Source organism: Bradyrhizobium yuanmingense, from assembly GCF_029167105.1.
Taxonomy (GTDB): Bacteria; Pseudomonadota; Alphaproteobacteria; order Rhizobiales; family Xanthobacteraceae; genus Bradyrhizobium; species Bradyrhizobium yuanmingense_A.
Window position 1 is genome coordinate 34,653 of sequence record NZ_JARFML010000036.1, and the last position, 25,971, is coordinate 60,623.

At 65.2% G+C, this 25,971-nt stretch carries 24 protein-coding genes; 12 read left to right on the forward strand and 12 right to left on the reverse strand.

Annotated elements, in window-relative coordinates:
* Positions 1-13: 13 nt before the first annotated feature.
* A complete protein-coding gene (locus P0R31_RS32985; RefSeq protein WP_275518783.1) occupies positions 14-319 on the reverse strand; it encodes a hypothetical protein in 306 nt (101 codons plus the stop codon).
* A gap of 193 nt (positions 320-512) precedes the next feature.
* Here P0R31_RS32985 and P0R31_RS32990 point away from each other — a divergent pair, with 193 nt between their 5' ends.
* The 5 genes from P0R31_RS32990 (at position 513) to P0R31_RS33010 (ending at position 5,691) form a co-directional block, all read left to right on the forward strand.
* A complete protein-coding gene (locus P0R31_RS32990) occupies positions 513-992 on the forward strand; it encodes a hypothetical protein (protein WP_275518785.1) in 480 nt (159 codons plus the stop codon).
* A gap of 336 nt (positions 993-1,328) precedes the next feature.
* Entirely contained in the window at positions 1,329-2,276 is a 948-nt protein-coding gene (locus P0R31_RS32995; RefSeq protein WP_275518786.1) for a TAXI family TRAP transporter solute-binding subunit, read from the forward strand.
* Positions 2,277-2,384: 108 nt separating this feature from the next.
* Positions 2,385-4,493: a TRAP transporter permease gene (locus tag P0R31_RS33000; RefSeq protein ID WP_275518788.1), complete on the forward strand. Its 2,109-nt coding sequence runs from the start codon at positions 2,385-2,387 to the stop codon at positions 4,491-4,493.
* Positions 4,454-4,873 (forward strand): DUF1850 domain-containing protein, encoded by a 420-nt coding sequence (locus P0R31_RS33005; protein WP_275518789.1) that lies wholly within the window; start codon positions 4,454-4,456, stop codon positions 4,871-4,873. The genes P0R31_RS33000 and P0R31_RS33005 overlap by 40 nt, the downstream gene beginning before the upstream one ends.
* An 11-nt stretch (positions 4,874-4,884) precedes the next feature.
* Positions 4,885-5,691, forward strand: a complete 807-nt coding sequence (locus P0R31_RS33010; RefSeq protein ID WP_275518839.1) for an SDR family NAD(P)-dependent oxidoreductase — start codon at positions 4,885-4,887, stop codon at positions 5,689-5,691.
* 78 nt (positions 5,692-5,769) lie between these two features.
* Here the strand turns inward: P0R31_RS33010 and P0R31_RS33015 are convergent, their stop codons facing one another.
* On the reverse strand, positions 5,770-6,105 hold the full coding sequence (locus tag P0R31_RS33015) for a putative quinol monooxygenase (protein WP_275518790.1): 336 nt from the start codon (positions 6,103-6,105) through the stop codon (positions 5,770-5,772).
* Between the two features lie 151 nt (positions 6,106-6,256).
* Between P0R31_RS33015 and P0R31_RS33020 the strand changes: the two genes are divergently transcribed.
* The 4 genes from P0R31_RS33020 (at position 6,257) to P0R31_RS33035 (ending at position 10,715) form a co-directional block, all read left to right on the forward strand.
* Positions 6,257-7,510: an FAD-binding protein gene (locus tag P0R31_RS33020; protein ID WP_275518791.1), complete on the forward strand. Its 1,254-nt coding sequence runs from the start codon at positions 6,257-6,259 to the stop codon at positions 7,508-7,510.
* A complete protein-coding gene (gene glcF / locus P0R31_RS33025) occupies positions 7,510-8,832 on the forward strand; it encodes a glycolate oxidase subunit GlcF (protein ID WP_275518792.1) in 1,323 nt (440 codons plus the stop codon). The genes P0R31_RS33020 and glcF overlap by 1 nt, the downstream gene beginning before the upstream one ends.
* Positions 8,833-8,917: 85 nt before the next feature.
* Positions 8,918-9,289: a histone gene (locus P0R31_RS33030; RefSeq protein WP_275518793.1), complete on the forward strand. Its 372-nt coding sequence runs from the start codon at positions 8,918-8,920 to the stop codon at positions 9,287-9,289.
* Between the two features lie 412 nt (positions 9,290-9,701).
* Positions 9,702-10,715 carry a TorF family putative porin gene (locus P0R31_RS33035; protein ID WP_275518794.1) on the forward strand — a complete coding sequence of 338 codons (1,014 nt, stop codon included), beginning with the start codon at positions 9,702-9,704 and terminating at the stop codon, positions 10,713-10,715.
* A 302-nt stretch (positions 10,716-11,017) separates the two neighbouring features.
* On the opposite strand, the gene P0R31_RS33040 is transcribed toward P0R31_RS33035, so the two are convergent.
* Entirely contained in the window at positions 11,018-12,769 is a 1,752-nt protein-coding gene (locus P0R31_RS33040) for an ABC transporter ATP-binding protein/permease (RefSeq protein WP_275518795.1), read from the reverse strand.
* A gap of 387 nt (positions 12,770-13,156) precedes the next feature.
* On the opposite strand from P0R31_RS33040, the gene P0R31_RS33045 reads away from it, so the two are divergent.
* Positions 13,157-13,555, forward strand: coding sequence for an META domain-containing protein (locus P0R31_RS33045; protein ID WP_275518796.1), 399 nt, complete (start codon positions 13,157-13,159; stop codon positions 13,553-13,555).
* 149 nt (positions 13,556-13,704) lie between these two features.
* On the opposite strand, the gene P0R31_RS33050 is transcribed toward P0R31_RS33045, so the two are convergent.
* From P0R31_RS33050 to P0R31_RS33060, 3 genes are all read right to left on the reverse strand, one after another.
* Positions 13,705-14,910 (reverse strand): hypothetical protein, encoded by a 1,206-nt coding sequence (locus P0R31_RS33050; RefSeq protein WP_275518797.1) that lies wholly within the window; start codon positions 14,908-14,910, stop codon positions 13,705-13,707.
* Positions 14,911-15,106: 196 nt separating this feature from the next.
* Positions 15,107-16,738, reverse strand: a complete 1,632-nt coding sequence (gene groL / locus P0R31_RS33055) for a chaperonin GroEL (RefSeq protein WP_212259319.1) — start codon at positions 16,736-16,738, stop codon at positions 15,107-15,109.
* 117 nt (positions 16,739-16,855) lie between these two features.
* Positions 16,856-17,152, reverse strand: a complete 297-nt coding sequence (locus P0R31_RS33060; protein WP_008544107.1) for a co-chaperone GroES — start codon at positions 17,150-17,152, stop codon at positions 16,856-16,858.
* A 313-nt stretch (positions 17,153-17,465) separates the two neighbouring features.
* On the opposite strand from P0R31_RS33060, the gene P0R31_RS33065 reads away from it, so the two are divergent.
* Positions 17,466-17,987 (forward strand): hypothetical protein, encoded by a 522-nt coding sequence (locus tag P0R31_RS33065; RefSeq protein WP_275518800.1) that lies wholly within the window; start codon positions 17,466-17,468, stop codon positions 17,985-17,987.
* A gap of 253 nt (positions 17,988-18,240) precedes the next feature.
* Here P0R31_RS33065 and P0R31_RS33070 read toward each other — a convergent pair whose 3' ends face one another.
* A complete protein-coding gene (locus P0R31_RS33070) occupies positions 18,241-19,026 on the reverse strand; it encodes a protein phosphatase CheZ (RefSeq protein WP_275518802.1) in 786 nt (261 codons plus the stop codon).
* Positions 19,027-19,342: 316 nt separating this feature from the next.
* Here P0R31_RS33070 and P0R31_RS33075 point away from each other — a divergent pair, with 316 nt between their 5' ends.
* Complete coding sequence (locus tag P0R31_RS33075; protein ID WP_275518804.1) at positions 19,343-20,173, forward strand: L,D-transpeptidase; 831 nt, start codon at positions 19,343-19,345, stop codon at positions 20,171-20,173.
* Between the two features lie 626 nt (positions 20,174-20,799).
* Here the strand turns inward: P0R31_RS33075 and P0R31_RS33080 are convergent.
* The 5 genes from P0R31_RS33080 to P0R31_RS33100 all read right to left on the reverse strand — a co-directional run bounded on the left by P0R31_RS33080 (position 20,800) and on the right by P0R31_RS33100 (position 25,860).
* Positions 20,800-21,627 (reverse strand): DUF2076 domain-containing protein, encoded by an 828-nt coding sequence (locus P0R31_RS33080; RefSeq protein WP_275518806.1) that lies wholly within the window; start codon positions 21,625-21,627, stop codon positions 20,800-20,802.
* A 123-nt stretch (positions 21,628-21,750) separates the two neighbouring features.
* Complete coding sequence (locus tag P0R31_RS33085; RefSeq protein WP_275518807.1) at positions 21,751-22,596, reverse strand: ChbG/HpnK family deacetylase; 846 nt, start codon at positions 22,594-22,596, stop codon at positions 21,751-21,753.
* Entirely contained in the window at positions 22,593-23,630 is a 1,038-nt protein-coding gene (locus P0R31_RS33090) for a glycosyltransferase family 2 protein (protein WP_275518808.1), read from the reverse strand. The genes P0R31_RS33085 and P0R31_RS33090 overlap by 4 nt, the downstream gene beginning before the upstream one ends.
* A gap of 97 nt (positions 23,631-23,727) precedes the next feature.
* Entirely contained in the window at positions 23,728-24,705 is a 978-nt protein-coding gene (hisG, locus tag P0R31_RS33095; RefSeq protein WP_275518809.1) for an ATP phosphoribosyltransferase, read from the reverse strand.
* Positions 24,706-24,708: 3 nt separating this feature from the next.
* Positions 24,709-25,860 carry an ATP phosphoribosyltransferase regulatory subunit gene (locus P0R31_RS33100; protein WP_275518810.1) on the reverse strand — a complete coding sequence of 384 codons (1,152 nt, stop codon included), beginning with the start codon at positions 25,858-25,860 and terminating at the stop codon, positions 24,709-24,711.
* Positions 25,861-25,971 lie beyond the last annotated feature (111 nt).

A 25,971-nucleotide genomic window follows, 5' to 3' on the forward strand; every position in this document is an offset into this window, starting at 1 on the left:
TCCGCCTTGAGCCCTACTGGTCCGGCCCGAACTTGAACTTGCCGTCGCCCTCCAGATACGGGCCGGTGCGCATGTAGAGCTGGCCGTTGTGGCCGATGAAGAACAGCGTGCCCTTGGGCACCTTCTTGGCGCCCTTCAAGAGCTCGCCGGCGTTGCTGGTGCCCATCTTGTAGGAATAGGTCTTGCCGTCCTTGTCGTAGGCATAGCCGGTGTCGGACTTCAGCTCCCAGGGGGTCGCTGCGGTTTGCGCCAATGCGGGCACTGCCAATGCGCCGAGCGCGGCTGCGATTGCAAATGTCTTGATTGAAAATGCCGTCATCCCATCCTCCCAAGATCGGGACATTCCAAGATTGAACAAATCACGAACGCTGCGTCCCGGTCAATTTGCGATAGCGCCGCAGCGCATCACGTCTTGCCCAGCAGTTTGTGATTTTCCCTCCGTCCCTTCGCGACTATGTTCCGCTTTCCGTCTAGAACGCAACTCGACAAAAATATTGGTGGGGGTGATTCGAATGAACCTTGTCGTCAAAGCCTGCTCGGCCGCCGCGCTGTTGCTCACGGCGCTGGCGCCGGCCGCCCAAGCCGATGACTACCGGCTCAGCCACAACCAGCGGATTTCGTGCAGCCGCGGCCTTGCCCCGGGCAAGCTGAACACGGCGACCTGCAAGTCCTACACCTATCTCTTCAACACCAGGACCTCGGAATATTTCCGCTGCCAGGTCTCCCTGGCGCTGACCCGCGACAACAAGGAAGTCATCAACGTCCAGACCGACGGCGGCTGCACCAAGAAGCCGCGCATTTTCGAGACCGATGGCAAGTACGATTTCGACGCCACCGAGACCGAGCCGCCGAACACCAATTCCTTCTTCGGCCCCGGCGGCTACTCGATCTGGGCCGCCGATGTCGGCGCGCAGAAGGTGCGCGGCTGCATCACCATCTCCTCCGGCCTCGGCTCCGACATCTCCAAATGCCTGGACATGACGTTCCAGTGAGGGAGCGCTCGATCGCCACTGCGTAGACGGTGCGCTCCCTCCCCCGCCTGCGCGGGAGGGTTGGGGAGAGATGTCTCCGCACCGGGACACTCCCCTAGAGGAGAAAACCCTCACCCGCGCCTTCGGCGCGACCTCTCCCGCAAGCGGGAGAGGTGACCGAGCAAGCCGCTCCGGTTCGAACCTAACGCAACCCCAGTCACCTCGCCGCACCATCCGGTTCCAAAAGAAAGCCCAACCGGACGCCCCTTTGCCGCAGTCCTGTTTTGCCTTTTGGATGGGTTGACCCGCATCCCTCATCCGGCCAATTTCGCCGCCGGTTTGGGGAGAACAACAACCATGAAACGGACGATTTTCGGCGCGGCCGCGGCTCTGGCTCTGGCGGCGTCGGCACCTTGCGCCCAGGCGCAATCCTTCATCAACGTGCTGACCGGCGGCACCTCCGGCGTCTACTATCCGCTCGGGGTCGCGATCGGAAAGATCTACGGCGAAAAGATTCCGAACGTGAAGACGCAGGTGCAGGCCACCAAGGCGTCGGTCGAGAACCTGATCCTGCTGCAGCAGGGCCGCGGCGAGCTGGCGTTCACGCTGGGCGACTCGCTGAAGGCTGCCTGGGACGGCGAGGAGGAGGCGGGCTTCAAGACCAAGCTCGACAAGCTCCGCACCATCGGCGCGATCTATCCGAACTACATCCAGATCGTCGCGACCGCCGACAGCGGCATCAAGACGCTCGCCGATCTCAAGGGCAAGAGCCTGTCGGTCGGTGCGCCGAAATCGGGCACGGAGCTTAACTCCCGCGCGATCCTGGCCGCTGCCGGCATGAGCTACAAGGAGCTCGGCAAGGTCGAATATCTGCCCTTTGCCGAATCCGTCGATCTCATGAAGAACCGGCAGCTCAACGCCACGCTGCAATCGGCCGGGCTCGGCGTCGCCTCGCTGAAGGACCTCTCGACCTCGAGCCCGATCACGGTGGTGTCGGTGCCGAAGGAGACCGTCGACAAGATCGGCCCGCCCTTCGTGGCGGCGACCATTCCGGCCAACACCTATACCGGCCAGGACAAGGACGTGCCGACTGCGGCCGTGATCAACTATCTGGTCACGAGCTCCGCCGTCTCGGATGATCTCGCCTACCAGATGACCAAGCTGGTCTATGAATCGCTGCCAGAGCTCGTCAATGCGCACGCGGCCGGCAAGGAGATCAAGCTCGAGACCGCCGCCACCGGCAGCCCGGTCCCGCTGCACCCCGGCGCGATCCGCTATTACAAGGAAAAGGGGCTGATGAAGTGATACAGGTGTCATGGCCGGGCTTGACCCGGCCATCCATCCTCCAGGAGTTATTTCTTGATGGATGCCCGGGTCAAGCCCGGGCATGACGATTTCAGGCGGGGAATATCGATGTCGCAGGCAGAGGCCACCGAGGCCCCAATCAAGGTCGAGTTCGACAATTTCGAGCATGGTTTTCCGGAAGGCTTCGGCCCGGGCTGGTGGGGCCGACTCGCCTACTGGATCGGCATCGCGTTCGCGATCTTCCAGCTCTATGTCGCCGCCTTCAACTATCTGCCGAGCCAGGTGGTGCGCGGCGTCCATGTCGGCTTCCTGCTCCTGCTGACCTTCGGCCTGATCGCCAATTTCACCGCGAAGAGCAATTTCGGCCGTGCGCTGGGCTGGGTGATCGGCGCCGCCGGCTTCTACTGCGGTCTCTACCAATGGATCTACTATGCCGACCTGATCGCGCGCGACGGCGATCCGACCAGGCTCGATCTCGCCGTCGGCACCCTGCTCGCGGTGCTGATCTTCGAGGGCACGCGGCGGCTGATGGGCGCGGCGCTGCCGCTGATGTGCGGCGCCTGTCTGCTCTATTGGTTCTTCGGGCAGTACCTGCCGTCGCCGCTCAACCATCGCGGCTATGATTTCGACCAGATCGTCACGCATCTGTCGTTCGGCACCGAAGGCTTTTACGGCGTGCCGGTCTACGTCTCGGCGACCTACATCTTCCTGTTCATCCTGTTCGGCTCGTTCCTGGAGCGCGCCGGCATGATCCAGCTGTTCACCGATGTCTCGCTCGGCCTGTTCGGCCGCACCCGCGGTGGACCTGCCAAGGTCGCGGTGTTCGCCTCGGGCATGATGGGCACCATCTCCGGTTCGGGCGTCGCCAACGTTGTCACCGTCGGCCAGTTCACGATTCCCTTGATGATCAGGTTCGGCTATCGCCGCGCCTTCGCGGCGGGCGTCGAGGCGACGGCCTCGATGGGAGGCCAGATCATGCCGCCGGTGATGGGCGCGGTCGCCTTCATCATGGCCGAGACGCTCGGCGTGCAATATTCGGAGATCGTCAAGGCCGCCGCGATCCCCGCGATCCTCTATTTCGCCTCCGCGTTCTGGATGGTGCATCTGGAAGCCGGCAAGCACGGCCTCGTCGGCATGAAGCGTTCGGAGATCCCGAGCGCCTGGAAGGCGCTGGTGACGCGCTGGTACCTCGTGCTGCCGCTCGCAGCGCTGGTCTACATGCTGTTCGAGGGTTTTACGCCGCTCTATGCCGGCAGCATGGGCCTTGCGCTGACGGTGACGCTGATCCTCGGCACCGCCATCACGACGGGCGCCTCCTCGAACGTGATCCGCACCATCTTCTGGGTCGGGCTCGCGCTCGTCGTCGCGGCATTGTCGCGCGACGGCCTCCAGATCGTGCCGGTCGCGACCGTCGTGGTCGGCCTGATCGTGATCACGGCGTTCGTGCGCGGCGGCTTCGCTGCGTTGCGCGCCTGCCGCGATGCGCTGGCCGAGAGCGCGAAATCCGCCATCACCGTCGGCATGGCCTGCGCCATCGTCGGCGTCATCATCGGCATGATGTCGCAGACCGGCGTCGGCACCATTTTCGGCGGCTGGGTGATCGGTCTCGGCGAGAAGAGCCTGTTCCTGGCGCTGGTCATGACGATGGTGCTGTCGATCCTGCTCGGCACCGGCATCCCGACCATCCCGACCTACATCATCACCGCCGCGCTCGCGGCGCCCGCGCTGGCCAAGCTCGGCGTGCCTCTGATCGCGAGCCATATGTTCGCATTCTATTACGGCATCATGGCCGACCTCTCGCCGCCGGTGGCGCTGGCCGCGCTCGCGGCGGCGCCGATCGCCAAGGAGAATCCGGACAAGATCGGCTGGGAGGCGATGCGCATTGCGCTCGCCGGCTACGTCATTCCCTTCATCTTCGTCTATTCGCCGGCCTTGATGCTGCAGGCCGGCGATCCCATGGCGGCCAAGCTCGGCTTCTATGGCGCCGTGGCGCTCGCGAGCTTGAAGGCGCTGGTGGCGATCGGCCTGTTCGGCATGGCCGCGATCGGCTTCCTGTTCACGCGGCTGACGTTGATCGAGCGCCTGGTCGCGCTCGGCGCCGCATTCTGCCTGCTCGGCGAATTCCCGTTCAGCGACAGCGCGGGCTTCGTGCTCGCCGCCGCGCTCGCGCTGTGGCAATGGCGGCAGCGTCCGCCGGCACCGGTCGAGGCGGTGTGAGTCTCTGTCTTGCGACAGCCGGCGGCGTGAAGGCGCTGGCGCTGTCCGCGTTCACGCTCAGTTGGACGCATTCGATCGCCAAGGTCGAATGGCAGGAAGACTGGCGCCTCACACCCGCCGGCCTCGAGCTGGTGCAGGCCCGCGTCAAGGGCACCGGCCCCGGCATGGAGCCGCCGGCCGAGGCGCGGCTGGTCGACGGCTGGTTTCGATGGCGGCCGCAGCGTGCGCCGATGCCGGAATTGGTGCTCGGCAATTCCGGCGCGGCCGGGGAATGGCAACTCTGCCATGACGGGACGTGCCGGACATTGTCGGCGATTGTCGGGCATCCCATTGGTGCTAACGTCACCAAAATGAGCATCTGCAAACAACAAGAGAAATAAGGGAGATCATGATGGATCGGCTCAAGGGCAAGGTTGCGATGGTGGTGGGGGCCGGCTCAATCGGTCCAGGCTGGGGCAACGGCAAGGCGACCGCGGTGACCTTTGCGCGCGAGGGCGCGCAGGTGTTCTGCGTCGATCGCAATGGCGCTGCGGCCGAGGAGACCGCCAGGATCATCAGCGGCGAGGGCGGCAAGGCGATTGCGTTCACGGCCGACGTGTCGCGCGCCAGCGAGATCGAGGCGATGGTCGCGGCGTGCCTGAAGGCCTATGGCCGCATCGACGTGCTCGACAACAATGTCGGCATCGCCGAGATGGGCAGTGTTGTCGAGGTGAGCGAAGACAGCTGGGACCGCGTCTTCAGCGTCAACCTCAAGAGCGCCTATCTCGCCATGAAGCACGTGATCCCGATCATGGTGAAGCAGGGAAGCGGCTCGATCATCAACATCTCCTCGATCGCCTCGATCCGCCACATGGGCATCTCCTACGTCACCTACGGCACCTCGAAAGCGGCGATGAACCAGATGACGCGCACCACAGCGATCGAGTTCGCGCGCCATCACGTCCGGGTCAACGCGATCCTGCCCGGCCTGATGAAGACGCCGATGGTCGAGCACTCCGCAGGCCTCGCCGCCAGTTACGCCAAGGGCGATGTCGAGGCGATGTGGCGCGCGCGCGACGCGCAGGTGCCGATGGGTCATATGGGCGATGCATGGGACGTCGCCAACGCCGCGTTGTTCCTGGCCTCGGACGAGTCGAAATACGTGACCGGCATCGAGCTCGTTGTCGACGGCGGGATCACGTGCAAGGCCGGGGCTTGATCCAGCCCCAGCTTGCACGCAGCCCGCCGCTGCGAGTCATAGGCGATAGCCCTGGCCCGCAAGAAGGAAGCAGATCATTCACAGCAGGGCGTATTGCGCGCGTTCGCGCCTGCTCAGCAGCGGCAGCGCCTGTTCCGCGATGTAGCGCTTGAAATGCGCGCTCTCCTGGTGCGCCCGAAAGGCGGCTTCGTCGCGGAACAACTCGTAGAACAGGAACTGGGCCGGATTGTCCCTGGCGCGCGAGATCAGGAACAGCTTGACGCCTGGCTCGCGCTGCGCCTGAGGGAGGAAGCCGCGCAGGATTTCAGCAACGCGGTCGACCTCTTCGGCCTTTGCTTCCCATTGCGCCACGACGAGAAGTCCGCCGCCGATGGCCGGGTGGCCGGTCTGTTGATTCATTGCCTGTTCGGTCATGATGGTGCTCCCTGAGAATTCTCCATTCGATAGCGCAGCTCTGGGCGACAATGGTTCGATGAAGATCGTAGTGCGAATGTCGCCGAACGGCCCAGCGTTCCGTCGCGGGTCGAATTGATTTCCTGCGCGAATTTCGCTACCGCCTTTTCCCGTGGATACGCTCAAGGTCAGAGACGCCAAAGACGTCGAAGAGGTGGTGCGCGCGGCGATCGCGAGCGAGCAGCCGCTCGAGATCATCGGCCATGGCGGCAAGCGCGGCATCGGCCACGCGATGGCGACCAACGCCGTGCTCGACCTCTCCGCGCTCAATGCCGTCACCGCCTACGAGCCGAACGAGCTCATCATCACGCTCCAGGCCGGCGCGCCGCTGGCCGACGTGCTGGCGCTGATCGACGCCAAGAACCAGCAATTCGCCTTCGAGCCGATCAACACCGCCCCGCTGCTCGGCACGCCGGCAACAGGCACCATCGGCGGCATGATCGCGGCCGGGCTCGCCGGGCCGCGGCGGATCCGGGCGGGCGGGGCGCGCGACCACCTGCTCGGCGCGCATGCCGTCTCGGGCTTCGGCGACAGCTTCAAGACCGGCGGCAAGGTGGTGAAGAACGTCACCGGCTACGATCTCTGCAAGCTGCTGGCAGGGTCCTGGGGCACGCTGTCGGTGATGACCGAGGTCACGCTCAAGGTGATGCCCAAGCCCGAGGCCGAGCGGACGCTGTTGCTGCGCGGGCTCGACGATGCCACGGCCAACAAGGCCATGACCGCGGCGCTGGGCTCGCCGTTCGACGTCTCCGCCGCCGCGCATCTGCCGAAATCCGCGTTCCGGGCCGGGACCGAGGGGCTGAGCGACATTGCGGGCCAGGGCGAGGACAAGGGCGAGGCCGAGGCGCTGACCGTGCTGCGGCTCGAGGGCATCACCGCGTCCGCTGCGCACCGCGCCGGCTCGCTGCGCCAATTGCTGGCGCCGTTTGGAACCGCGACGCTGATCGAGGACGTGGCATCCGCGGCCCTGTGGAGCGCGATCCGCGACGTGCTGCCGTTCGCGGCGAGCGGCGCGCTCGGCGCCTGGCCGGTCTGGCGGATCGTCTGCCCGCCGGCCTCGGGCGCGGCGCTGGGCACGCAGCTGGCGCGCGAGACGGGGGGCGATGTGATCTATGATTGGGGCGGCGGTCTGATCTGGGCGGCGCTCCCGCCAAAGCCGGACGCGCATGCCCCGGCGGTGCGTGCGCGCGCGAACGCGGCCGGCGGGCATGCCACGCTGATCCGGGCGACTGATGATGTCAGGCGCGAGGTCGACGTGTTCCATCCGCAGGCGCCGGGGATTGCCGCGCTGAGCGAGCGGGTGCGCGCCAGCTTCGATCCGAAGATCATTCTCAACCGGGGGCGGCTCACGCGGAGCGCTGGCTGATGAAGACCGAATTCTCACTCGCGCAGCTCGCCGACCCCGATATCGCGGAAGCCGACAAGATCCTGCGCGCCTGCGTCCATTGCGGCTTCTGCACCGCAACCTGCCCGACCTATGTGCTGCTCGGCGACGAGCTCGATAGCCCGCGCGGCCGCATCTACCTGATCAAGGAGATGCTGGAGAAGGACCAGGCGCCGACGGCCGAGGTGGTCAAGCATATCGACCGCTGCCTGTCGTGCCTTGCCTGCATGACGACCTGCCCCTCGGGCGTGAACTACATGCACCTCGTCGACCAGGCCCGGGTCCGGATCGAGCAGCGTTACCAGCGGCCGCTGACCGAGCGGCTGTTGCGGCAGGTGCTGGCCTTCGTCCTGCCGGACCCGCAGCGCTTTCGCATCAGCATGTGGCTGGCGCGGCTCGCCCGTCCGCTCGGCGCCTTGCTGCCGACACCCCGGCCTTCGGCGACGCCGGGCTTGATCCAGCGCATCAAGGCGATGCTGACGCTGGCGCCGGACCGGCTGCCGCCTGCCGGGCCCGCCGCCGGCAGCGTGTTCGCGGCGCTCGGCAGGAAGCGCGGACGTGTGGCGCTGCTCCAGGGCTGTGCCCAGCAGGTGCTGGCGCCCCGCATCAACCAGGCCGCCATCAATCTTCTGACCCGCCACGGCATCGAGGTCGTCCTTGTCAGGGACGAGCAGTGCTGTGGCGCGCTGACCCATCACCTCGGCAACGACGGGGATGCGCTGGCGCGGGCTCGCGCCAACGTCGCGGCGTGGCGGAAGGAAATGGCCGGCGAGGGGCTCGATGCCATCCTGGTGACGACCTCCGGCTGCGGCACGGTGATCAAGGATTACGGCTATCTCCTGCGCGAGGACACAGCGTTCGCGGCCGATGCTGCGAGGGTCTCGGCGCTTGCCAAGGACATCACCGAATACGTCGCCGGCCTCGAGCTTGCGACGGCGGCGCGAGCGGACGACATCGTCGTCGCCTATCACTCCGCGTGTTCGTTGCAGCATGGACAGAAAATCACAGGCCTTCCGAAAGAATTGCTTTCCAAGAATGGATTCGTGGTGAAAGATGTGCCCGAGAGCCATTTGTGTTGCGGTTCGGCGGGGACCTACAACATTCTCCAGCCCGAGCTTGCGGGTCGGTTGCGTGATCGCAAGGTCGCCAACATCGCGAGCGTCAAGCCGGACATGATTGCCGCGGGCAATATCGGCTGCATGGTGCAGATTGCCAGTGGCACGTCAGTTCCGGTCGTACACACGATTGAGCTTCTCGATTGGGCGACGGGCGGGGCGCGGCCGGCACTGAACGCGCAGGTTTGAGCTTTCAGGAGCCCGAACTGTCCTCCCGGGGTGACGACTGAAGGCGCCCGATCAAGCATTGTTCGGCGGCAACAGGAGGACCACGATGGCGAAAGCGAAGAAGAAGAAAAGCAAGAAGGCCAAAAAGGCCAAGAAGGCCGTAGCGGCGAAGAAGGCGACGAAGAAGAAGACGGCCAAGAAGACCGCCAAGACGTCTGCCAAAAAATCTGCCAAGAGATCTGCCAAGAAATCTGCCAAGAAGGCCGCCCCGAAGAAGGCTGCCAAGAAGACAGCAAAGAAGGCGGCGGCCAAGAAGGCTGCTCCGAAGAAGGCCGCGAAGAAGGCGGCACCGAAGAAGGCGAAGGCAGCGCCTGCTCCGAAGCCGTCGGCACCGGCGGAGGCTCCAGCGCCCGCCGAGACAAGCTGGGCGATGCCTTCGTCTTCTGCGGAAGCGGCGCCTGCCGAGGGGCAGGGGTAGGAAGGCGGTCTCTCATCGTCTTCGGACTGTTACTTGGGATTGTAACGAGAAGGCCGCGGCACCCCGGTGCTGCGGCCTTTTTGCATCGCGGAAAGCCGCCCTGGCGGCTGGCGCTCCGGGCCCACCCTGATTCGTAGCGAAGGTGTCACGCCGCCTGGCGACCCCCGGGTTTACACGGGTCTGCGCTGCACCTTGGAATGCAAATAATGTGATCGAGAAGCCACACAGCCTGACAACCTTTCGTGAATTCGTCAAAACGCCTAAAAAGTCGGCAGATGCTCGCGCTTTTTGCTTCACGGTTCCTATACATCGATCCAAATTGCCGCAGTGACGCAATTTTGCAGGTAGGCCGCATGCCCCGGGGGGTTTCCGGGGGCGACTGCTAAGTAAGAACGGGTAGATGGGGATCGAAATGAAAAAAGTGGCTTTGTTGGCAACGGCGCTGGCATTGGTGACGACGGGTTCGGCGTTCGCGGCAGATCTGCGCGTGAAGGCACTGAAGGCCCCGCCGCCCCCGGCGTTCGATCCGTGGGATATCGCTTTCGGCGGCGGCATCATGAGCGATTACGTCTTCCGCGGCATCACCCAGTCGAACCATAAGCCGGCCGTCACGGCCTATTTCGAGCCCCGCTACAACGTCACCAAGGACCTGCAGCTCTACGTCGGTACGTCCGCCTCGAGCATCTCCTTCCCGAACCGCGCTGCGGCGGAAGTCGACTTCTACGGCGGTATCCGCCCGACCTTCGGCATGTTCGCCTTCGACTTCGGTCTCTGGGGCTACCTCTATCCGGGCGGACAATGCTTCGGCTCGCAGGGCACCTTGGCTCAGGGCAATTGTGGCGGCGACATCGATTACTCGCAGGGCGCGATCGGCCTTCCCATCAACGGTAACTTCGCCAAGAAGGACGCCAGCTTCTTCGAAGCCTACGCCAAGCTGAATGTCGTCATCAACGATCAGTGGACGGTCGGCTTCAACGAGTACTACTCGCCGAACTTCCTGAACCTCGGCGCCTGGGGCAACTACGCCTCGATCACCGCCAAGTGGACCGCCCCGAGCACGATCTTCGGTGCCAGCGGCGTCGGCATGTACGTGTCGGGTGAGTTCGGCCGGCAGTGGTTCGGCACGTCCGACATCTTCTACGGCATCGCGGGCGATCCGGTGTATGCGAACGGCATCAAGGAGCCGAGCTACAACACCTGGAACGTCGGCGTCGGCTTCACTTACAAGGTGTTCACGCTCGATCTGCGCTATCACGACACCGACCTGAACAAGGGCGACTGCAACGCCTTGACCAGCGATCACACCGCGAAGTTCACCGGAAGCTTTACCCCCATCAACCCGGGCGGCTTCGGCTCCAACTGGTGCAGCGCGGCAGGCGTGGCCAAGCTCTCCTTCGATCTGACGGCGATGAGCAATCTGAAGTAAGCTTCTTCCCGAACGACTTCGCGAGGGCGGCAGGGCAACCTGCCGCCCTTTTGCTTTTGTGGCCGGAGGTGAGGCAGGGACGGCCTTGGGAGCGGGCTGGCCGAGCCACTACAAAGCTGCGTCTTGCGGCTCCAAATGCGGGCCGGGAGAGCGGCGCCGCCGCCCACACTCCGTCATTGCGATCCAACGGGTCCGCACGAAGCGCGGCTCGATGACAGGCTCCGCGAAGCAATCCAGAGTCTTTCTGCCGAGGCAGTCTGGATTGCTTCGTCGCAAGAGCTCCTCGCAATGACGAATGCGCCTCAGCGCGCGGCGCTCGGCTCCGCCGCAGTCCGCTCGCCGCCGACGACGTGGATCGCACCGTCCTTCACCAACGCCACCTTGCGAGTGTGGAAGGCATCGAGCGTCGAGCGGTGCCCGATCGAGACGATGGTGGCCTGCGGCAGTCTCTCCGCCAGCAGCCGGTAGAGCCGGGCTTCCGACGGCTCGTCGAGCGAGGCGGTGGCTTCGTCCAGGAACAGATAGTCCGGCGCATGCAGCAGCGCGCGCGCAAGCCCGAGACGCTGCTGCTCGCCGAGCGAGAGCATTCTGTTCCAGTGGCCGTCCTCGTCCAGCCGCTCGGCGAGATCGGGCAGCCCGACCGCGATCAGGGCCTCGCGGACCTGCGCGGCGTCGAACGCGCCCGGCGCTGCCGGATAGACCACGGCATCGCGCAACACGCCGACCGAGAAATAGGGCCGCTGCGGCAGCATCATCAGCTTTGCCTTTTCCGGGACCACAACCGTGCCGGTGCCGAACGGCCAGATGCCGGCGATGGCCCGGAACAGCGTGGACTTGCCGGAGCCGGACGGTCCGGTCACCAGCACGCGCTCGGAAGGCTGAATGGTGAAGGCCTTGGCGGCCACCAGCGGCGTGCCGTTGGGCAGGTTCACGCAGAGCTGCTCGAGGTCGATATGGCGGCCGGCGACCTCCAGCGCGATGGCAGGCTCATGTGCCGGCAGATTGACCGCCGAGGCGACCGACATCTCGAAGCCGTCGAGACGGGCAACCACCGCACGCCATTCGGCCAGGGAACGGTAGGCGGTCACGAAGAAGGACAAGGCCTTCTGCACGCTGCCGAAGGCGGACCCGGTCTGCACCATCCCTCCAAGTTGAATCTTACCGGCAAAGTAGGCAGGCGCGGTGAGGATGAAGGGGAAGATCACGGCGGCTTGGGAATAGCTCGCCGTGAAGGCGGTCAGACGCTTGGTCCGGCTCATGATCGCGTACCAATTGCCGACGACAAATCCGTAGCGGAGCAGGAGCCGTTCGCGTTCGGCGCCTTCGCCCTTGAGCAGCGCGATCTGTTCGGAGTTCTCGCGCACACGGACGAGGTTGAAGCGGAAGTCGGCCTCGTAGCGCTGCTGCTCGAAATTGAGATTGACCAGCGGCGAACCGATCCAGTGCGTGAGCGCGGTGCCGAAGATCGCGTAGACGAGCGCCGCCCACACCAAATAGCCGGGGATGGGAAAGTCGATGCCGGAGATATGCAGCGGTGCCGCGTTCGACAGCCCCCACAGAATGACCACGAACGAGAGCAGCGTGACGATCGAGGAGAGCAGCCCGATGCCGATATTGAGCGTCTGCTCGACGAAACTGCGGACGTCGTCGGTGATGCGTTGGTCCGGATTGTCGGCCGCATCGCCCTTGAGCTGCATCCGATAGTGGGTCGCGCTATTCAGCCATTCGGCCAGATAGTGACGCGTCAGCCATTGCCGCCAGCGAATCTGGAGCCACTGATTGAGATAGAGCTGGTAGACGGAAAGCGCGACGCTGGCGCTCGCGAGCAGTGTAAAGACGCCCAGTTCCCAGACGAAGCCGTTCCAGTCGCGCTCCTGGAGATAGTTGTAGAAGCGGCTGTACCACTGGTTCACGAGCACATCGATGGCGACCAGCATCAGTTCGATCACGATCACCGCGGCGAGCAGGCCGCGGCCGGCCCATTTATCCTCTGACCGGAAATAAGGGATGGCGATTCGCCAGACGATCGCGAGCGTGGCGCGGATGTTGTTCACAGAGCTGGATCTCCTCAGGGGATGTGCATGATGCCCAGAGCCAAATAGCTGAGGCGATGGCGGAAATGGGCGCGCTTAGACGAAAGTCGCAAGTTCTGCAATTTGCGTTGGATTGTCGCAGCCAGCAACCCTAGCATGGTGCCCGCCGGTGCGGGGCAGGGTGCTCCGGGATTTCGCGACCTTGTGAGCGGCCGGGAACCGCCGCATGCGCGAGAATTTCGCGCCGCGGCTGCAACTGGCTGCCGATCGCTTTCTCGTTCGGCGTGGTCTTCGAAGGCGCCCCGGGCTTCGCCATGCCGGTGCGCCTGCATCGACCATGCGCGAACCTTCTCAACGCCCCCGCCGTCTCATAGAAGGTGCGGCAAGTCAGGTCGGTCGAGAGGTCTCATGGTTTCGTTCCAGCGATTGGTGTGTGTGGCGGTTGCAATGGTCGCGATGTCCACACTCGCGCGTGCCCAGGAGGGGTTTCCGTTCGGCACCGAGATGACGCTGGAGGCGTTGCCGCAGGCAGGCTCGAAGCGGATTCCCAACATCGAGATCGGCGACAATGGCGAGGTCGTGCTGGAGCTCTGGTGCAAGGGCGGCAAGGGCCAGTTCTCGGTCGCCGGCAACACCGTGATCTTCGTGCTAGGCCAGATCCAGAACCGCAACTGTCCGCCGGCGAGAGCGCAGGCCGACGACGAGCTCGTCGCAGCCCTCGGCAGCGTCGAGACCTGGAAGCGCCAGGGCGACGTGCTGACGCTGATCGGCCCGAAGCCGCTGCGCTTCAGGACGACGGGGAATTAAAAATCGCAAGCAGCGCTCGCATGTCCCGGACGCGGTGCGGCACGACGTGACGCTCTGCAGAGCCGAGACCCAGACTCTTTCTGCAATCGCGTGGGTGGCCTCTGGGCCCCGGCTCGCAGCGCTTCGCGCTACGTCCGGGGCACGTAAGGTCACTTCCACACCGACTTGTCGGCGTCCCAGCGCTGGCCCTTCAGCTCCTTGACGAGCGCCTCGATCGAGCCGTTGTCGTCGGGCAGATCGCCTTCTTCGTCGAGGCTCGCATCGTCGGACAGATTGAGCCTGGCCCCGCTGCCCTCGTCGGCCGTCGTGGTCGCCGGGCTGCCGATCCAGAGCATGAGCTTGTCGGTGGTGCCCGGCTTGTCGGGCGAGACCAGGCCTGTGACCTCGATCGTGTCGGTGAGCTCGAGCGCGGGAAAGTCCTGGTTCGGCCGCTTGAACACCAGCTTGAGCTTGCCGGTGGCCGGGTTGAAGTTTTGCGCGACCGGCTTTGCCGCGAGCGTCCTGCCCAGCACGTTCGCCACCGCCGTTGCAAGCTTGGCCTTGTTGATCCTGTCGCCCTCGCGCCAGTCGGCCGCAGGGAAGCGGATGGTGCGGTCCATCTCGGTCATGCCCGCGGTCCAGCCTGCGGCCGTGACGCCCGGCATCGCCTTGAATTTCGCCAGCAGCGCGCCGGCGCGCTCGGGATCGACCGACATGGTGATGGTCTGCTCGCCGGCGCGCAGCGCGTCGCAGCCGACATTGAGGCTCGCCAGCGTCACCTCGACCTCCTGGCCCTTCAGGCTCTTCAGGAAGTCGGTCGCGGCGTCGAGCTTGACCTTGACCGCGATCGCTTCCGGCGAGACGTCGGTGAAATCCTTCGGCTGCGGCGTGATGCCGTCGTCGGAGGTCTGGCTGTCCAGGAATTCCTTTTCGCTGAGATCGGAATTGTCCGGCGAGGTCACTTCGGTCACCGCCTGGCCGATCGCGATCTGGCCGCGGAATTCGAACATGTCGCCGGACTGCTTGCGCGTCAGCTTGACGCTGACCGGCGACTTCTCGCTGATGCTCTGCGTCGTTCCCGTCAGCGTCTGGCCGGCGACCTGGAGGTTGACGACGAAGCGGTCCTTGCGGTCGGAGTTCTTCGCGATGGGGTAGCAGACGTCGAGCACCGCCGCGGTCAGCGTCTTGCCCTGGCGCGTCTCCTTCAGGATCACGTCGGCATTGCCGTCCATCAGCCCGTCGATCGAGGTGAAATAGCGCGTCTCGGCTCCGCCCGGCGCCGTCGCCTTCGGCGACAGCTTCATCTGGGCGGAGGCCTGCGGCGGAACGGCGAGCAGGGCCAGAACGGCCATGGAGCAAACCAGAAGCGCACGCATCGATGACATCCTCGCGCAACGGCCATGATCCGGAAAGCGTGAAGCGGTCTGAGGATCATGCCCAAACAATCAGAATCGGCGCGCCACCGTAGTGGGTTTTGGCCGCTGGTTGAATCGGAAAGCGAAACGGGCAGGGTCGGCAAAAAAGAAGGCCGCCCGGAGGCGGCCTTCGCAACTCTGTCACGGAACGGAAGGCTTAGAAGCCGCCCATGCCGCCGCCGGGGGGCATGGCGGGCGGAGCTTCCTTCTTCGGCAGCTCGGCGACCATGGCTTCGGTGGTCACCAGGAGGCCGGCCACGGAGGAGGCGTCCTGCAGCGCGGTGCGCACCACCTTGGCGGGATCGATGATGCCCTTCTCGACCATGTCGACATAGTCCTCGTTCTGGGCGTCGAAGCCGAAGGTCTCGGACTTGTTCTCCAGGATCCTGCCGACCACGATCGAGCCTTCCACGCCGGCGTTCTCGGAGATCTGGCGGATCGGAGCTTCCAGCGCCTTCAGCACGATGTTGATGCCGGCCTGGACGTCGTCATTGGCGTTGGTGAGACGGCCGACCGCCTTCTTGGCGCGGAGCAGCGCGACGCCGCCGCCGGGGACGATGCCTTCCTGCACCGCGGCGCGGGTGGCGTTGAGCGCGTCCTCGACGCGGTCCTTCTTCTCCTTGACCTCGATCTCGGTGGCGCCGCCGACGCGGATCACCGCGACGCCGCCGGCGAGCTTGGCGAGGCGCTCCTGCAGCTTCTCGCGGTCGTAGTCCGAGGTGGTCTCCTCGATCTGGGCCTTGATCTGGCCGACGCGGGCCTCGATGTCAGGCTTCTTGCCGGCGCCGTTGACGATCGTGGTGTTCTCCTTGTCGATCACCACCTTCTTGGCGCGGCCGAGCATCTTCACCGTGACGTTCTCGAGCTTGATGCCGAGCTCCTCGGAGATCAGCTGGCCGCCGGTCAGGATCGCGATGTCCTCCAGCATGGCCTTGCGGCGGTCACCGAAGCCCGGCGCCTTCACCGCGGCCACCTTCAGGCCGCCACGGAGCCGGTTGACGACCAGGGTGGCCAGCGCCTCGCCCTCGACGTCCTCGGCGATGATGACGAGCGGCTTGCCCGACTGCACCACGGCCTCCAGCACCGGCAGCATGGCCTGCAGGCCCGAGAGCTTCTTCTCGTGCAGGAGGATGTAGGCGTCCTCGAGCTCGGCGGTCATCTTCTCGGCGTTGGTGACGAAGTAGGGGCTGAGATAGCCGCGGTCGAACTTCATGCCCTCGACGATATCAACCTCGGTCTCGAGCGACTTGTTCTCCTCGACGGTGATGACGCCCTCGTTGCCGACTTTCTGCATCGCCTGGGCGATCATCTTGCCGATGGCGGCATCGCCGTTGGCCGAGATGGTGCCGACCTGGGCGACCTCGGAGGAGGCGGCGACCGGCTTGGCGCGCTTCTCGATGTCCTTGATGACGGCGGCAACCGCGGTGTCGATGCCGCGCTTGAGGTCCATCGGGTTCATGCCGGCGGCGACTGCCTTGGCGCCTTCGCGCACGATGGCCTGGGCCAGCACGGTCGCGGTGGTGGTGCCGTCGCCGGCGAGGTCGTTGGTCTTGGAGGCGACCTCACGCACCATCTGGGCGCCCATGTTCTCGAACTTGTCCTCGAGCTCGATCTCCTTGGCGACGGTGACGCCGTCCTTGGTGATGCGGGGGGCGCCGAAGCTCTTCTCGATGACGACGTTGCGGCCCTTGGGGCCGAGCGTCACCTTGACGGCGTTGGCGAGAACGTCGACGCCGCGCAGCATGCGATCGCGCGCGTCTCCGGAAAACTTGACGTCTTTGGCAGCCATGGTCTGCAATCCCTCGTGTTAGGTGATGTGTGTTGTCTTGTGCCGTGCGGCGGAACGATGGATGCCCGGATCCCTGGATCCGGGCATGACATTCAGCGGCCGTTCAGGCGAATGGCCTTAGGCCAGCACGCCCATGATGTCCGACTCCTTCATGATCAGGAGCTCTTCGTTGTCGATCTTGACCTCGGTGCCCGACCACTTGCCGAACAGCACGCGGTCGCCGACCTTGAGGTCGATCGGGATCAGCTTGCCGGTCTCGTCGCGGCCGCCGGGGCCGACGGCGACGATTTCGCCCTGGGACGGCTTTTCCTTGGCCGTGTCCGGAATGATGATGCCGCCCTTGGTCTTTTCCTCGGCGTCGATACGTTTGACCACGACACGGTCATGCAGCGGACGAAATTTGGATTTAGCCATGACGTTTCCCTTTGGAGGCTCGCTTCGGAAGTAGTGGGGTCGGTAGGGCGGCGCTTCCGTCCCCCTCTCGTCGAGGATCGAACGGCGCGCTTAGCAATCGGGCTTTCCGAGTGCTAATAGTGGGTCCGGAAATATGGCTTGGCCGCGATCCTGTCAAGCAAAGGTGGTTAAGCGATTGTTGAGGCGGATATAGGATGGTGGCATTGGAAACTCGCTCGGGGCGTCGGCGTAGAGAACGACGTCATTGCTCCGGCAGCGGTTTTGCGCTTGGCTGCGGGAGGGGTGCGGCCATGGTCTTGTTCGGGGGAATGCCATGATCAGTTCGGCTCACGCGCGCTCGGTTGCCAATCTGGCGGCCGCCTCTTGTCTGGCGCTGCTGCTGGGCGCCTGCGGCGGCGGCTTCAACCTGCCGTCCCTCACGTCGTCCCCGCCGCCGCCCGAAGCCGAACCTGGCGTCGCTCCGGAAATGCCCGCCACCATCCGCGGCGACGAGATCGTCGGCCGCTGGGGCCTCGCCTCGTTCCAGAACCCGGCCGACCGCGCCCGCACCGAGAAGATGGCGCGCGAGCAATGCAGGAACCCCTACGTGATCACCGCCGGTTCCTCCGGCGGCGTGATCATGCATCTCGCCGACCAGGCGACGCCGCAGGAGCTGCGGCTGAAGGGCTCGCCGAGCGGCAAGAACTACATCGGACCGGCCGGCCCGACCCCCGGCGACCAGGACCGCGAGATCGTCTCCTTCGACGGTCGCGTCATGATCACCCGCTTCATCGACAAGGACGCCGCCACCCGCTACGGCAACATGGTCTACGTGCGCTGCGCGCCGAGGGCTTAAGGCGATCGTGCGACTTCCCCTCTCCCCCCTGTGGGAGAGGGTGGCTCGCCGCGAAGCGGCGAGACGGGTGAGGGGTCTCTCTCCCCACGTCTAACTCTCATTGGAATGCGCGGAGAGATACCCCTCATCCGGCGCTTCGCGCCACCTTCTCCCACAACAAGGGGAGAAGGGGCAGTCTCTTTGCTGGGGGATAGAAATCAAAAAAACGCCGGCCTCAGGCCGGCGTTCTGCTTTGTCCGTATCCCGCGTCCGCTTAGTCGAACAGCGCGTCGATGTCGTCCTGCGAGGCGTGGCCGACGTCGCCGGCGAGCTTGGGGCCGTTGAGGAGCTTCTCGTCCTCGCTGCGGTTGTCGACCTGCGCGGGCACATGGGACTTGATCGCGTCGACGCCGCCCCAGATCTCCATCATCGCGTTGATGTGCTGCTCGATGAACTTCATCGTGCCCATGACCTTGCTGATGCGCTGGCCGGTCAGGTCCTGGAAGTTGCAGGCTTCGAAGATCGAGATGACGCGTTCCTGAATGTCGTCGGCAAGGCGCTTCTGCTGATCGATCGAGTCCACCTTGGACATCGCGCTGGCGGCCTGGTCGATCGATTCCGCGGCTTCGAGGATCTGCTGGGTCGCCTGCTCGGTGCCGCCGACCACCGCGCCGAGCTCGCCGTTGACCTTGGCCATCTCGCCGCCGTCGAAGCTCTTGCCGTGCAGCGTCGCGATCTCGCGCTTGGTGCGGTCGATGGCGTCGTGGATGAGGTCGAGCTCGACCTTCAGCTTCTCGCACTGCTCGATCTGCGCCCGATAGGTCTCGAGCATGGTGCGCGCTTCGGCAAGCTCGTGCGCGGTCGAGGCGTCGATCGCCGCCATGGCAGCGCTGCCGGACAGCGGGGCCGCGACGATGCCCTTCGCCATCTGGGCCCGGATCGCGCGCAGCTCGGCCATGATCTCGCTATGCATCGGGGGCGCCTCTTCAGTTACGTCTATAATGGGCATCTCGCCAGCGACGATATCTTCGACGCGAAAACGCTTGCGGTGAACAGCCATCAGGATACTCCCCCCACCTCACTCACGCGTCTTTGTAGACAGAAGCGATTTAACACGAAGTTCACAGCAGGAACTGCTGATCGGCCGCGCGCGACGCGGCGCAAAGAAGCGATTAACCATCGCCGCGCGGCGTTCATCGAAAATAAACGCTGATCGCCAAATTGCAGGCGCGCTCGCGACGTGGTGAATCCAAATGCGCTGTCCGTTTACCAAACAAAACGGCTTTTGCTTTTTATTGACCACGTCGAAGAGCGCGGATCAGCCACCGGCTCTCCACGACGCATGTGATCTAGACGAAACAGTACAGAGTACGTCGATGTTCAAGAAAATGTCTGTCGCGCTGCTCGGCAGCGCTTGCACCTTCATGGCCGGCGCCAACGACGCCAACGCCTTCGACAACAGCGTGCCGAACGATCCGCCCGCGGTGCTGTACCAGCCGCGCGTGCCGCCGGCGCCGGTGCGCGTGGCGTCCCATTCCAACATGGGCGGCGGCTTCATCGAATTCCTGTTCGGCGACGGCCCCGGCCGCGGCCCGGCCTACGCGCCGGAGCAGCCGGTGTATCAGCAGCAGCCGGGCTATTACGACCAGCGGCGCCTGCCGCCGATGGGCGAGCCGCAGATGCAAGGTGGGTATCAACAAGGCGGATATCAGCAGGGCGCGTCTCTCCAGCAGGAGGCGGTCGATCCCCGGCAGCGTCCGTTCGATCCGAAATTCGAGAAACAACTCGTTGACTATAGCGGCAAGGAAAGTCCCGGCACGATCGTGGTCGATACGCCGAACAAGTTCCTCTATCTCGTCGAGGGCAACGGCCGGGCATTGCGCTACGGCATCGGCGTCGGCCGTCCCGGCTTCACCTGGTCCGGCGTGAAATCGATCACCGCCAAGCGCGAATGGCCGGACTGGACGCCGCCGGCGGAAATGCTCGCGCGCCGGCCCGATCTTCCCAGACACATGGAAGGCGGCCCGGAAAATCCGCTCGGTGCCCGTGCGATGTACCTGGGATCGACGCTCTATCGCATCCATGGCTCCAACGAGCCCTGGACCATCGGCACCAACGTCTCCTCCGGCTGCATCCGCATGCGCAACGAGGACGTCATCGACCTCTACGGCCGCGTCAACGTCGGCACCAAGGTCGTCGTGATGTGAAGCGTCATGCGTGCGATGGAGCGATGAAATCCGCGTGCCGCGTCGGCTCGAACTGCGCGGCATCGAAGGGGGCGTTGCCGCTGCCGAACGCCAGCCTGAATGGTCACGTCTGCTGACTGTGCTTCGACCCAGGACGAGGGACAGCGGAGCGGCGACGACGAGTTGATGAAGCCGAATGCGGTGCGCGAGCCGAGCGCTTCAACCACCGCACCGACAGCTCTGCCTTCCTGAGGCGCTCGTGCAGTCCCTCCAACTCGTACAGTTCGGTGATGAGATGGGTTGTGACGTCGCTCAGGTTCGCGATGCGCTGTTGAAGTGGGCTCATTCTTGAAACTCCCGACTGTAGCCAAGAGAGGCAGCCACGGCGTGTGGCATAAGCAACGTGTTCTTCCAGTTGAACACCCATGTCCAAATTTGGAAATCCGGGAGTCTACGGCGGCGTGTGTTGGCGGGCGATTTCGCTCTGTATGGTGAAGGTGCACGGTGCTGTCCGACGGCGCATGCACTAGTCATATTATATCGAATGGCCTCGTGGCGTGTGGTCGGAGAGCAGACGCCCATTGAGCTCTGCTGGAAAGAAATCGGCCGCCCGGAGGCGGCCGTTCCACATCTGTCGGTCGAATAGCCTACGCGTAATCGCTGCCGCCATCGTCATCGCCGCCGAAGTCACTGTCGTCGGCCGCCGTGTCGAAGCTGTCGTCTCGATGATCGCCGTAGTTCTGGTCGTTGTTGTCGCGCTCGTTCGACGCCTGGTCGAAGAAGCCGTGACGGGACTCCCGGTTCGAGCCGATATCGTCGAGGCCGGCATCGCGCGCGAGCGAGCCGCCGGGCTGATCGCCGCTGCCGCCCCAGGGACTTCCACCAGCACTGCGGTCACCGAAGGCGCTACTGTCGCCAAAAGCCTGCTGGTGCGATCCGCCCATCATGCCGCGGATGCTCGAGAGCAGCAGCGAGCCGCCCACGACGCCGGCCGCGGCCGCCGCCGCCGTGCCGAGGAACGAGCCGCCACCGCCGACCGGCGGAGCGCCGTAGCCCTGGCCCTGGCCATAGGCCTGTCCATAAGGCGGAGGAGCGCCGTAGCCCGGCTGGCCTTGCGGCATCGCCTGTCCGGTATTCCAAGCCGGCCGCTGCTCACGCTGCGGCACATTCGGCACCGAACCGCGGGACGGGCCGCCGCCAAACCCAAACAATGTGTCGCGCATGGTGTCGAGGAAGCCACCGGACTGCGCCTGTTCGGGCGCATGGGCCGCTTCCAGCTCCTGGATGCGGGCATCGGCGCGTTTCAGCGCCTCGTCCTGCACCAGCGTGGTCTGCACCAGCGCGTAGACGGCGCCCGGCGCCTTGCGCAGGCCGTCGGAGATCGCGGCGACCGCATCGGGATCGCGGGGTGCATTTTCCAGCTTAGAAAGCCGGTCAAAAAGGTCGTCGACGAGCTGGCGTTCCTGCGGCGTCATGATCTGTCTCCTTCGCGCAAAACCAAGCGCGAAGGGGATGTAGGGTTCCATTATGGCCCCAACAGTGCCGGCCGGATTAAATTTCGGTATGCGACAAGCTGCCTCTGGGCCGCTTTTCGCCGTTCACTCCAGTGTCACGTTGCTATCCGCCAACAGGCGCGCGAAGGCATCGCCCGCGAGATAGGCGTGCTCGCGCTCGCGCACGTCGGTCATCGGATCGAGGCCGCCGAGGACATCGTCGACGAAGCCGGGATGGCACATCACGAGGCCGCCGTCGGGAAGGCCGTCCAGGAATTGCCGCATCAGCACGCCGAAATCGGCGGCGCGCGTGAAATCATAGGCGCCGGCGAAGCCGGGGTTGAAGCTGAGGCCGGCGCTGCCGGCGCGGCGGCGGAATTGCACGCTGAGACCATCTAGCAGCAGCGCCTTCGGTGAGGCCAGCCGCTGCCGCAGCGGAAGGTCGCGGCCGCCCTGGCGCACCCAGGCATTCGGCGCAGCCTCGACCACCGCATCGACGAAGCCGTCGCGCACCTGCGGATAGAGCTGCACATGCTGGTGGCCGTCGACGAAGTCGGGAGCGCGTCCGAACGCGTCCATGAAGGCGGCCAGCTGCGCCTTCACCTCGTTGCGGATGAATTCACGGTCGAGCCGCCGCAAAAGTCCGGCGCGCAGCAGTTTTGGAAAGGCCAAGAACATGTCGCCGTCCAAGGGGCGGAAATGCATGGTGAGCGGCCGGAACGGCGCCGACAACGTCACGTGCAATCCGATCGCGCATCGCGGGCTTTGCGTTGCCGAAGCCTGCAGCGCCTCGACGTCGCTGCGCGCGATCGCGGGCCCCACCATCATCACCGACGTCGCATTGAGGCGGCCGCGTTCGATCAGGTCGCGGATGGCGTGGTTGACGCCCGGGCTGATGCCGTAATCGTCGGCGCAGAGCCAGATCCGCCGCGGGCTCGCGGCCACGCTCATTCGGCTGCCGTCCTGCTCGCGGCCTCATCGGCTTCGAAATGCTTCTCGCTGTGCTCGGCGACGAAGTAGATCGGACGCGCCTTCAGCTCGGAGAGGATCTTGCCGATATATTCGCCGACGATGCCGATCATGATGAGCTGCACGCCACCGATCGTCATTAGGCCGATCACGAGCGAGGGATAGCCGGGCACCTGCTTGCCGGTCGTCAACACTTCCCAGAGGATCGACAGGCCGAACAGGAAGGCGCCGCCGGCGAGAATGACGCCGAGCAGGCTGGCGAAGCGCAACGGCGCCACTGAAAAGGACGTCAGGCCCTCGATCGACAGGCCGAGCAGGCTCGCGGCGTTGAAGGTGGTGACGCCATGGGCACGCGCTGCGGGCTCGTAGTCGACGCGGATCTGGCGGAAACCGATCCAGCTGGCGAGGCCCTTGAAGAAGCGGTTGCGCTCCGGCAGCTGCCTCAGCGCCGCGACCGCGCGCGGCGACAGCAGGCGGAAATCGCCGGCGTCCTCCGGAATCTTCTGGCGGGCGCCCCAATTGATCAGCGCGTAGAAGCCGTGCACCGCGACCCGGCGCAGGAATGGCTCGTTGTCGCGATGCGCCTTGGCGGTGTAGACGACGTCATAGCCGTCATCGATCCAGTGCCGCACCAGCTGTTCGACCAGCGCCGGCGGATGCTGGCCGTCGCCGTCCATGAACATCACCGCGCCGAGGCGGGCATGGTCGAGGCCCGCCATCAGCGCGGCCTCCTTGCCGAAGTTGCGCGACAGCGACACCACCTGAACGTCGATGGCGTCGGCCGGCAATGACCGCGCGATCGACAGCGTCGCATCCTTGCTGCCGTCGTCGACATAGACGACCTCGCAAGACAGGCGATAGCGCTGCCGCAGGGTCTTGGCGAGCTCGCAGATGCGCTGGTGCAGAGCGGTGAGGCCCGCCGCCTCGTTGTAGACGGGAATGACGATCGACAGCCCCTTCGCGGCTGCGCTGGCTGCGGTGGTCGTCATGCCGGATACGTCAGAGCCCAGCGTCATCGATCAAGGTTCCAGAGGTGTTTAGGTCTTCTCAACAGCATATGGTAGCAGCCGTTTGCTGTCGCTACGCTGAACGGGCTGCGCGAAAACTTCGGGTTCACCGCTGCAGGAACGCCTCGAGCTTGGCGAACAGCGGGTTCTCCCGGTCGAACACGTAGTCGAGCGAGACCACCGAGACGGTCTCTGCGCCATGCTCGCGCAGGAAGCTCGCCAGCGCGTAGAGCTGCCCCGGTGGGCAGTGCAGGGTCAGCATGCCTGACGAAGTCGGGCCGCCGAACGGGGCCTCCACGCCGAACCGGCTGTGGGCTTCGCCGAGCAGGGCGGCATCGCATTGCCGGAAGCGGGTGCGGACTTCGCGGTACTTGTTGGCCCGCGCCCGTGCTGCGATGTGATCGAGGATGACACGCGCCGTCTCGCGCGCCTGCGGCGACCAGTCGGCCTCCTTGGCGGCCACCAGATTGGCCTGGCTGCGCAGGATCACGCCGTCATCGAGCACCCGCAGGCCGTTGGCCGCAAGCGTCGCGCCGGTCGTGGTGATGTCGACGATCAGCTCGGCGCTGCCGGCCGCCGGCGCGCCTTCGGTGGCGCCGGCGCTTTCGACGATGCGGTAATCGCTGATGCCGTGGGCCTGGAAGAAGCCGCGGGTGAGGTTGACGAACTTGGTCGCCACTCGCATCCGCATGTGATGCTGCTCGCGGAAGCCGGTGGTGACGTCGTCGAGGTCGGCCATGGTGCGGACGTCGATCCAGGCCTGCGGCACGGCGACGACGACGTCGGCATAGCCGAAGCCGAGCCCGTCGATCAGCGACACGCGCTTGTCGGCATCGGCGATGTTCTCGCGCACGAGATCTTCGCCGGTGACGCCGAGATGAGCAAGGCCGCGGGACAATTGCGAGGCGATCTCGCTCGCCGAGAGATAGGCGACCTCGACATTGTCGAGCCCTGCGATGGTGCCGCGGTAGTCGCGGGCGCCGCCGGCCTTCGACAGTTTGAGGCCGGCACGGGCAAAGAAGGCCTCGGTGTTTTCCTGCAGGCGGCCCTTGGAGGGAACGGCCAGAACGAATGGCGCGCTCATGACTTAAGCTCCCACCTTGCGGCCGATCCGGTTCAGCGCGTCCACCCAGACCGAGAAGCCGACCGCGGGAATCGGCTCAGCTGATCCGAGCTGGGTCATCAGCCCGTCATAGCGGCCGCCGGCGACCAGCGGCTCGGCGCCGTTGCCGCTGTGATGCAGCTCGAACTCGAAGCCGGTGTAATAATCGAGTCCGCGCCCGAACGCGGTCGAGAAACGGGTCTGCTTCACGTCGATGCCGCGCGCGGCCATGAAGCCGACCCGGCTTTCGAACTGATCGATCGCAGATGCGAGATCGAGCTTCGCGTCCGTCGTGAGTGCGCGCAGCTCGGCGATGGCATCGTCCGGATTGCCCGATATCGACAGGAAGCGCTTGAGCACGGCGATCGCCTCGCGCGGCAGCGCGCCGCCCTTCAGCGTCGATTGCTCGAGGAAGCGGTCGGCGATCTCGGCCGTGGTGCGGCCGCCGACATTGGTGGTGCCGGCGATCGACATCAGATCCGTGACGAAGGCGAGCGCCGCCTTGCGGTCGGAGCCGGCAAGGGCCGCCAGCACGCCCTCATACTCGCTGCGCGTCGCGGTGGTCGCGGCCGTCAGCCGCTCCAGATCCTGCTCCAGGCTGATCTTGCGGTTGAAATCCTTGACCAGGCGGCGGCGCCAGACCGGATAGAGGTTGAGGGCGTCGAGCAGCGCATTGAACAAGGCGACATCGCCGGTGCGGATCTCGACGTCGCGGACGCCGAAGGCGGCCGTCGCCTCCAGCCCCAGCGCCAGCATCTCGGCATCAGCCGCGGCGCGGTCCTGACGGGCGAACGATTCGATGCCGGCCTGGAGGAATTCACGGGCTTGGCCGCTGCGGTAGCGGAATACCGGACCGAGATAGCTGAACCCCGCCGGCTGGCCGGCGCGCCCCGAGGCCAGATAGTCGCGCGCGACAGGAATGGTCAGGTCCGGGCGCAGGCAGAGCTCCTCGCCGGAGAGGTCGGTGGTCAGATACAGGCTCTTGCGGATGTCCTCGCCGGACAGGTCCAGAAACGGCTCGGCCGGTTGCAGGATGGCGGGCTCGGCCCTGACATAGCCGGCCTGCGCAAACGACAAGAGCAGCGTATCCGCCCAGGCGGCGGAGCCGGCAGCATTTGAGGTGGCAGTCGCGGTCATCTCAGGGGTCCATCGTCCCGGCGGAACCGGGCAGGCAAGGGGAGGCGAATTGGCGCAGCCCTTAGCATGGCCCGACAGCGGTTTCGACCTCCAAAGGATCAATCGCTTAAC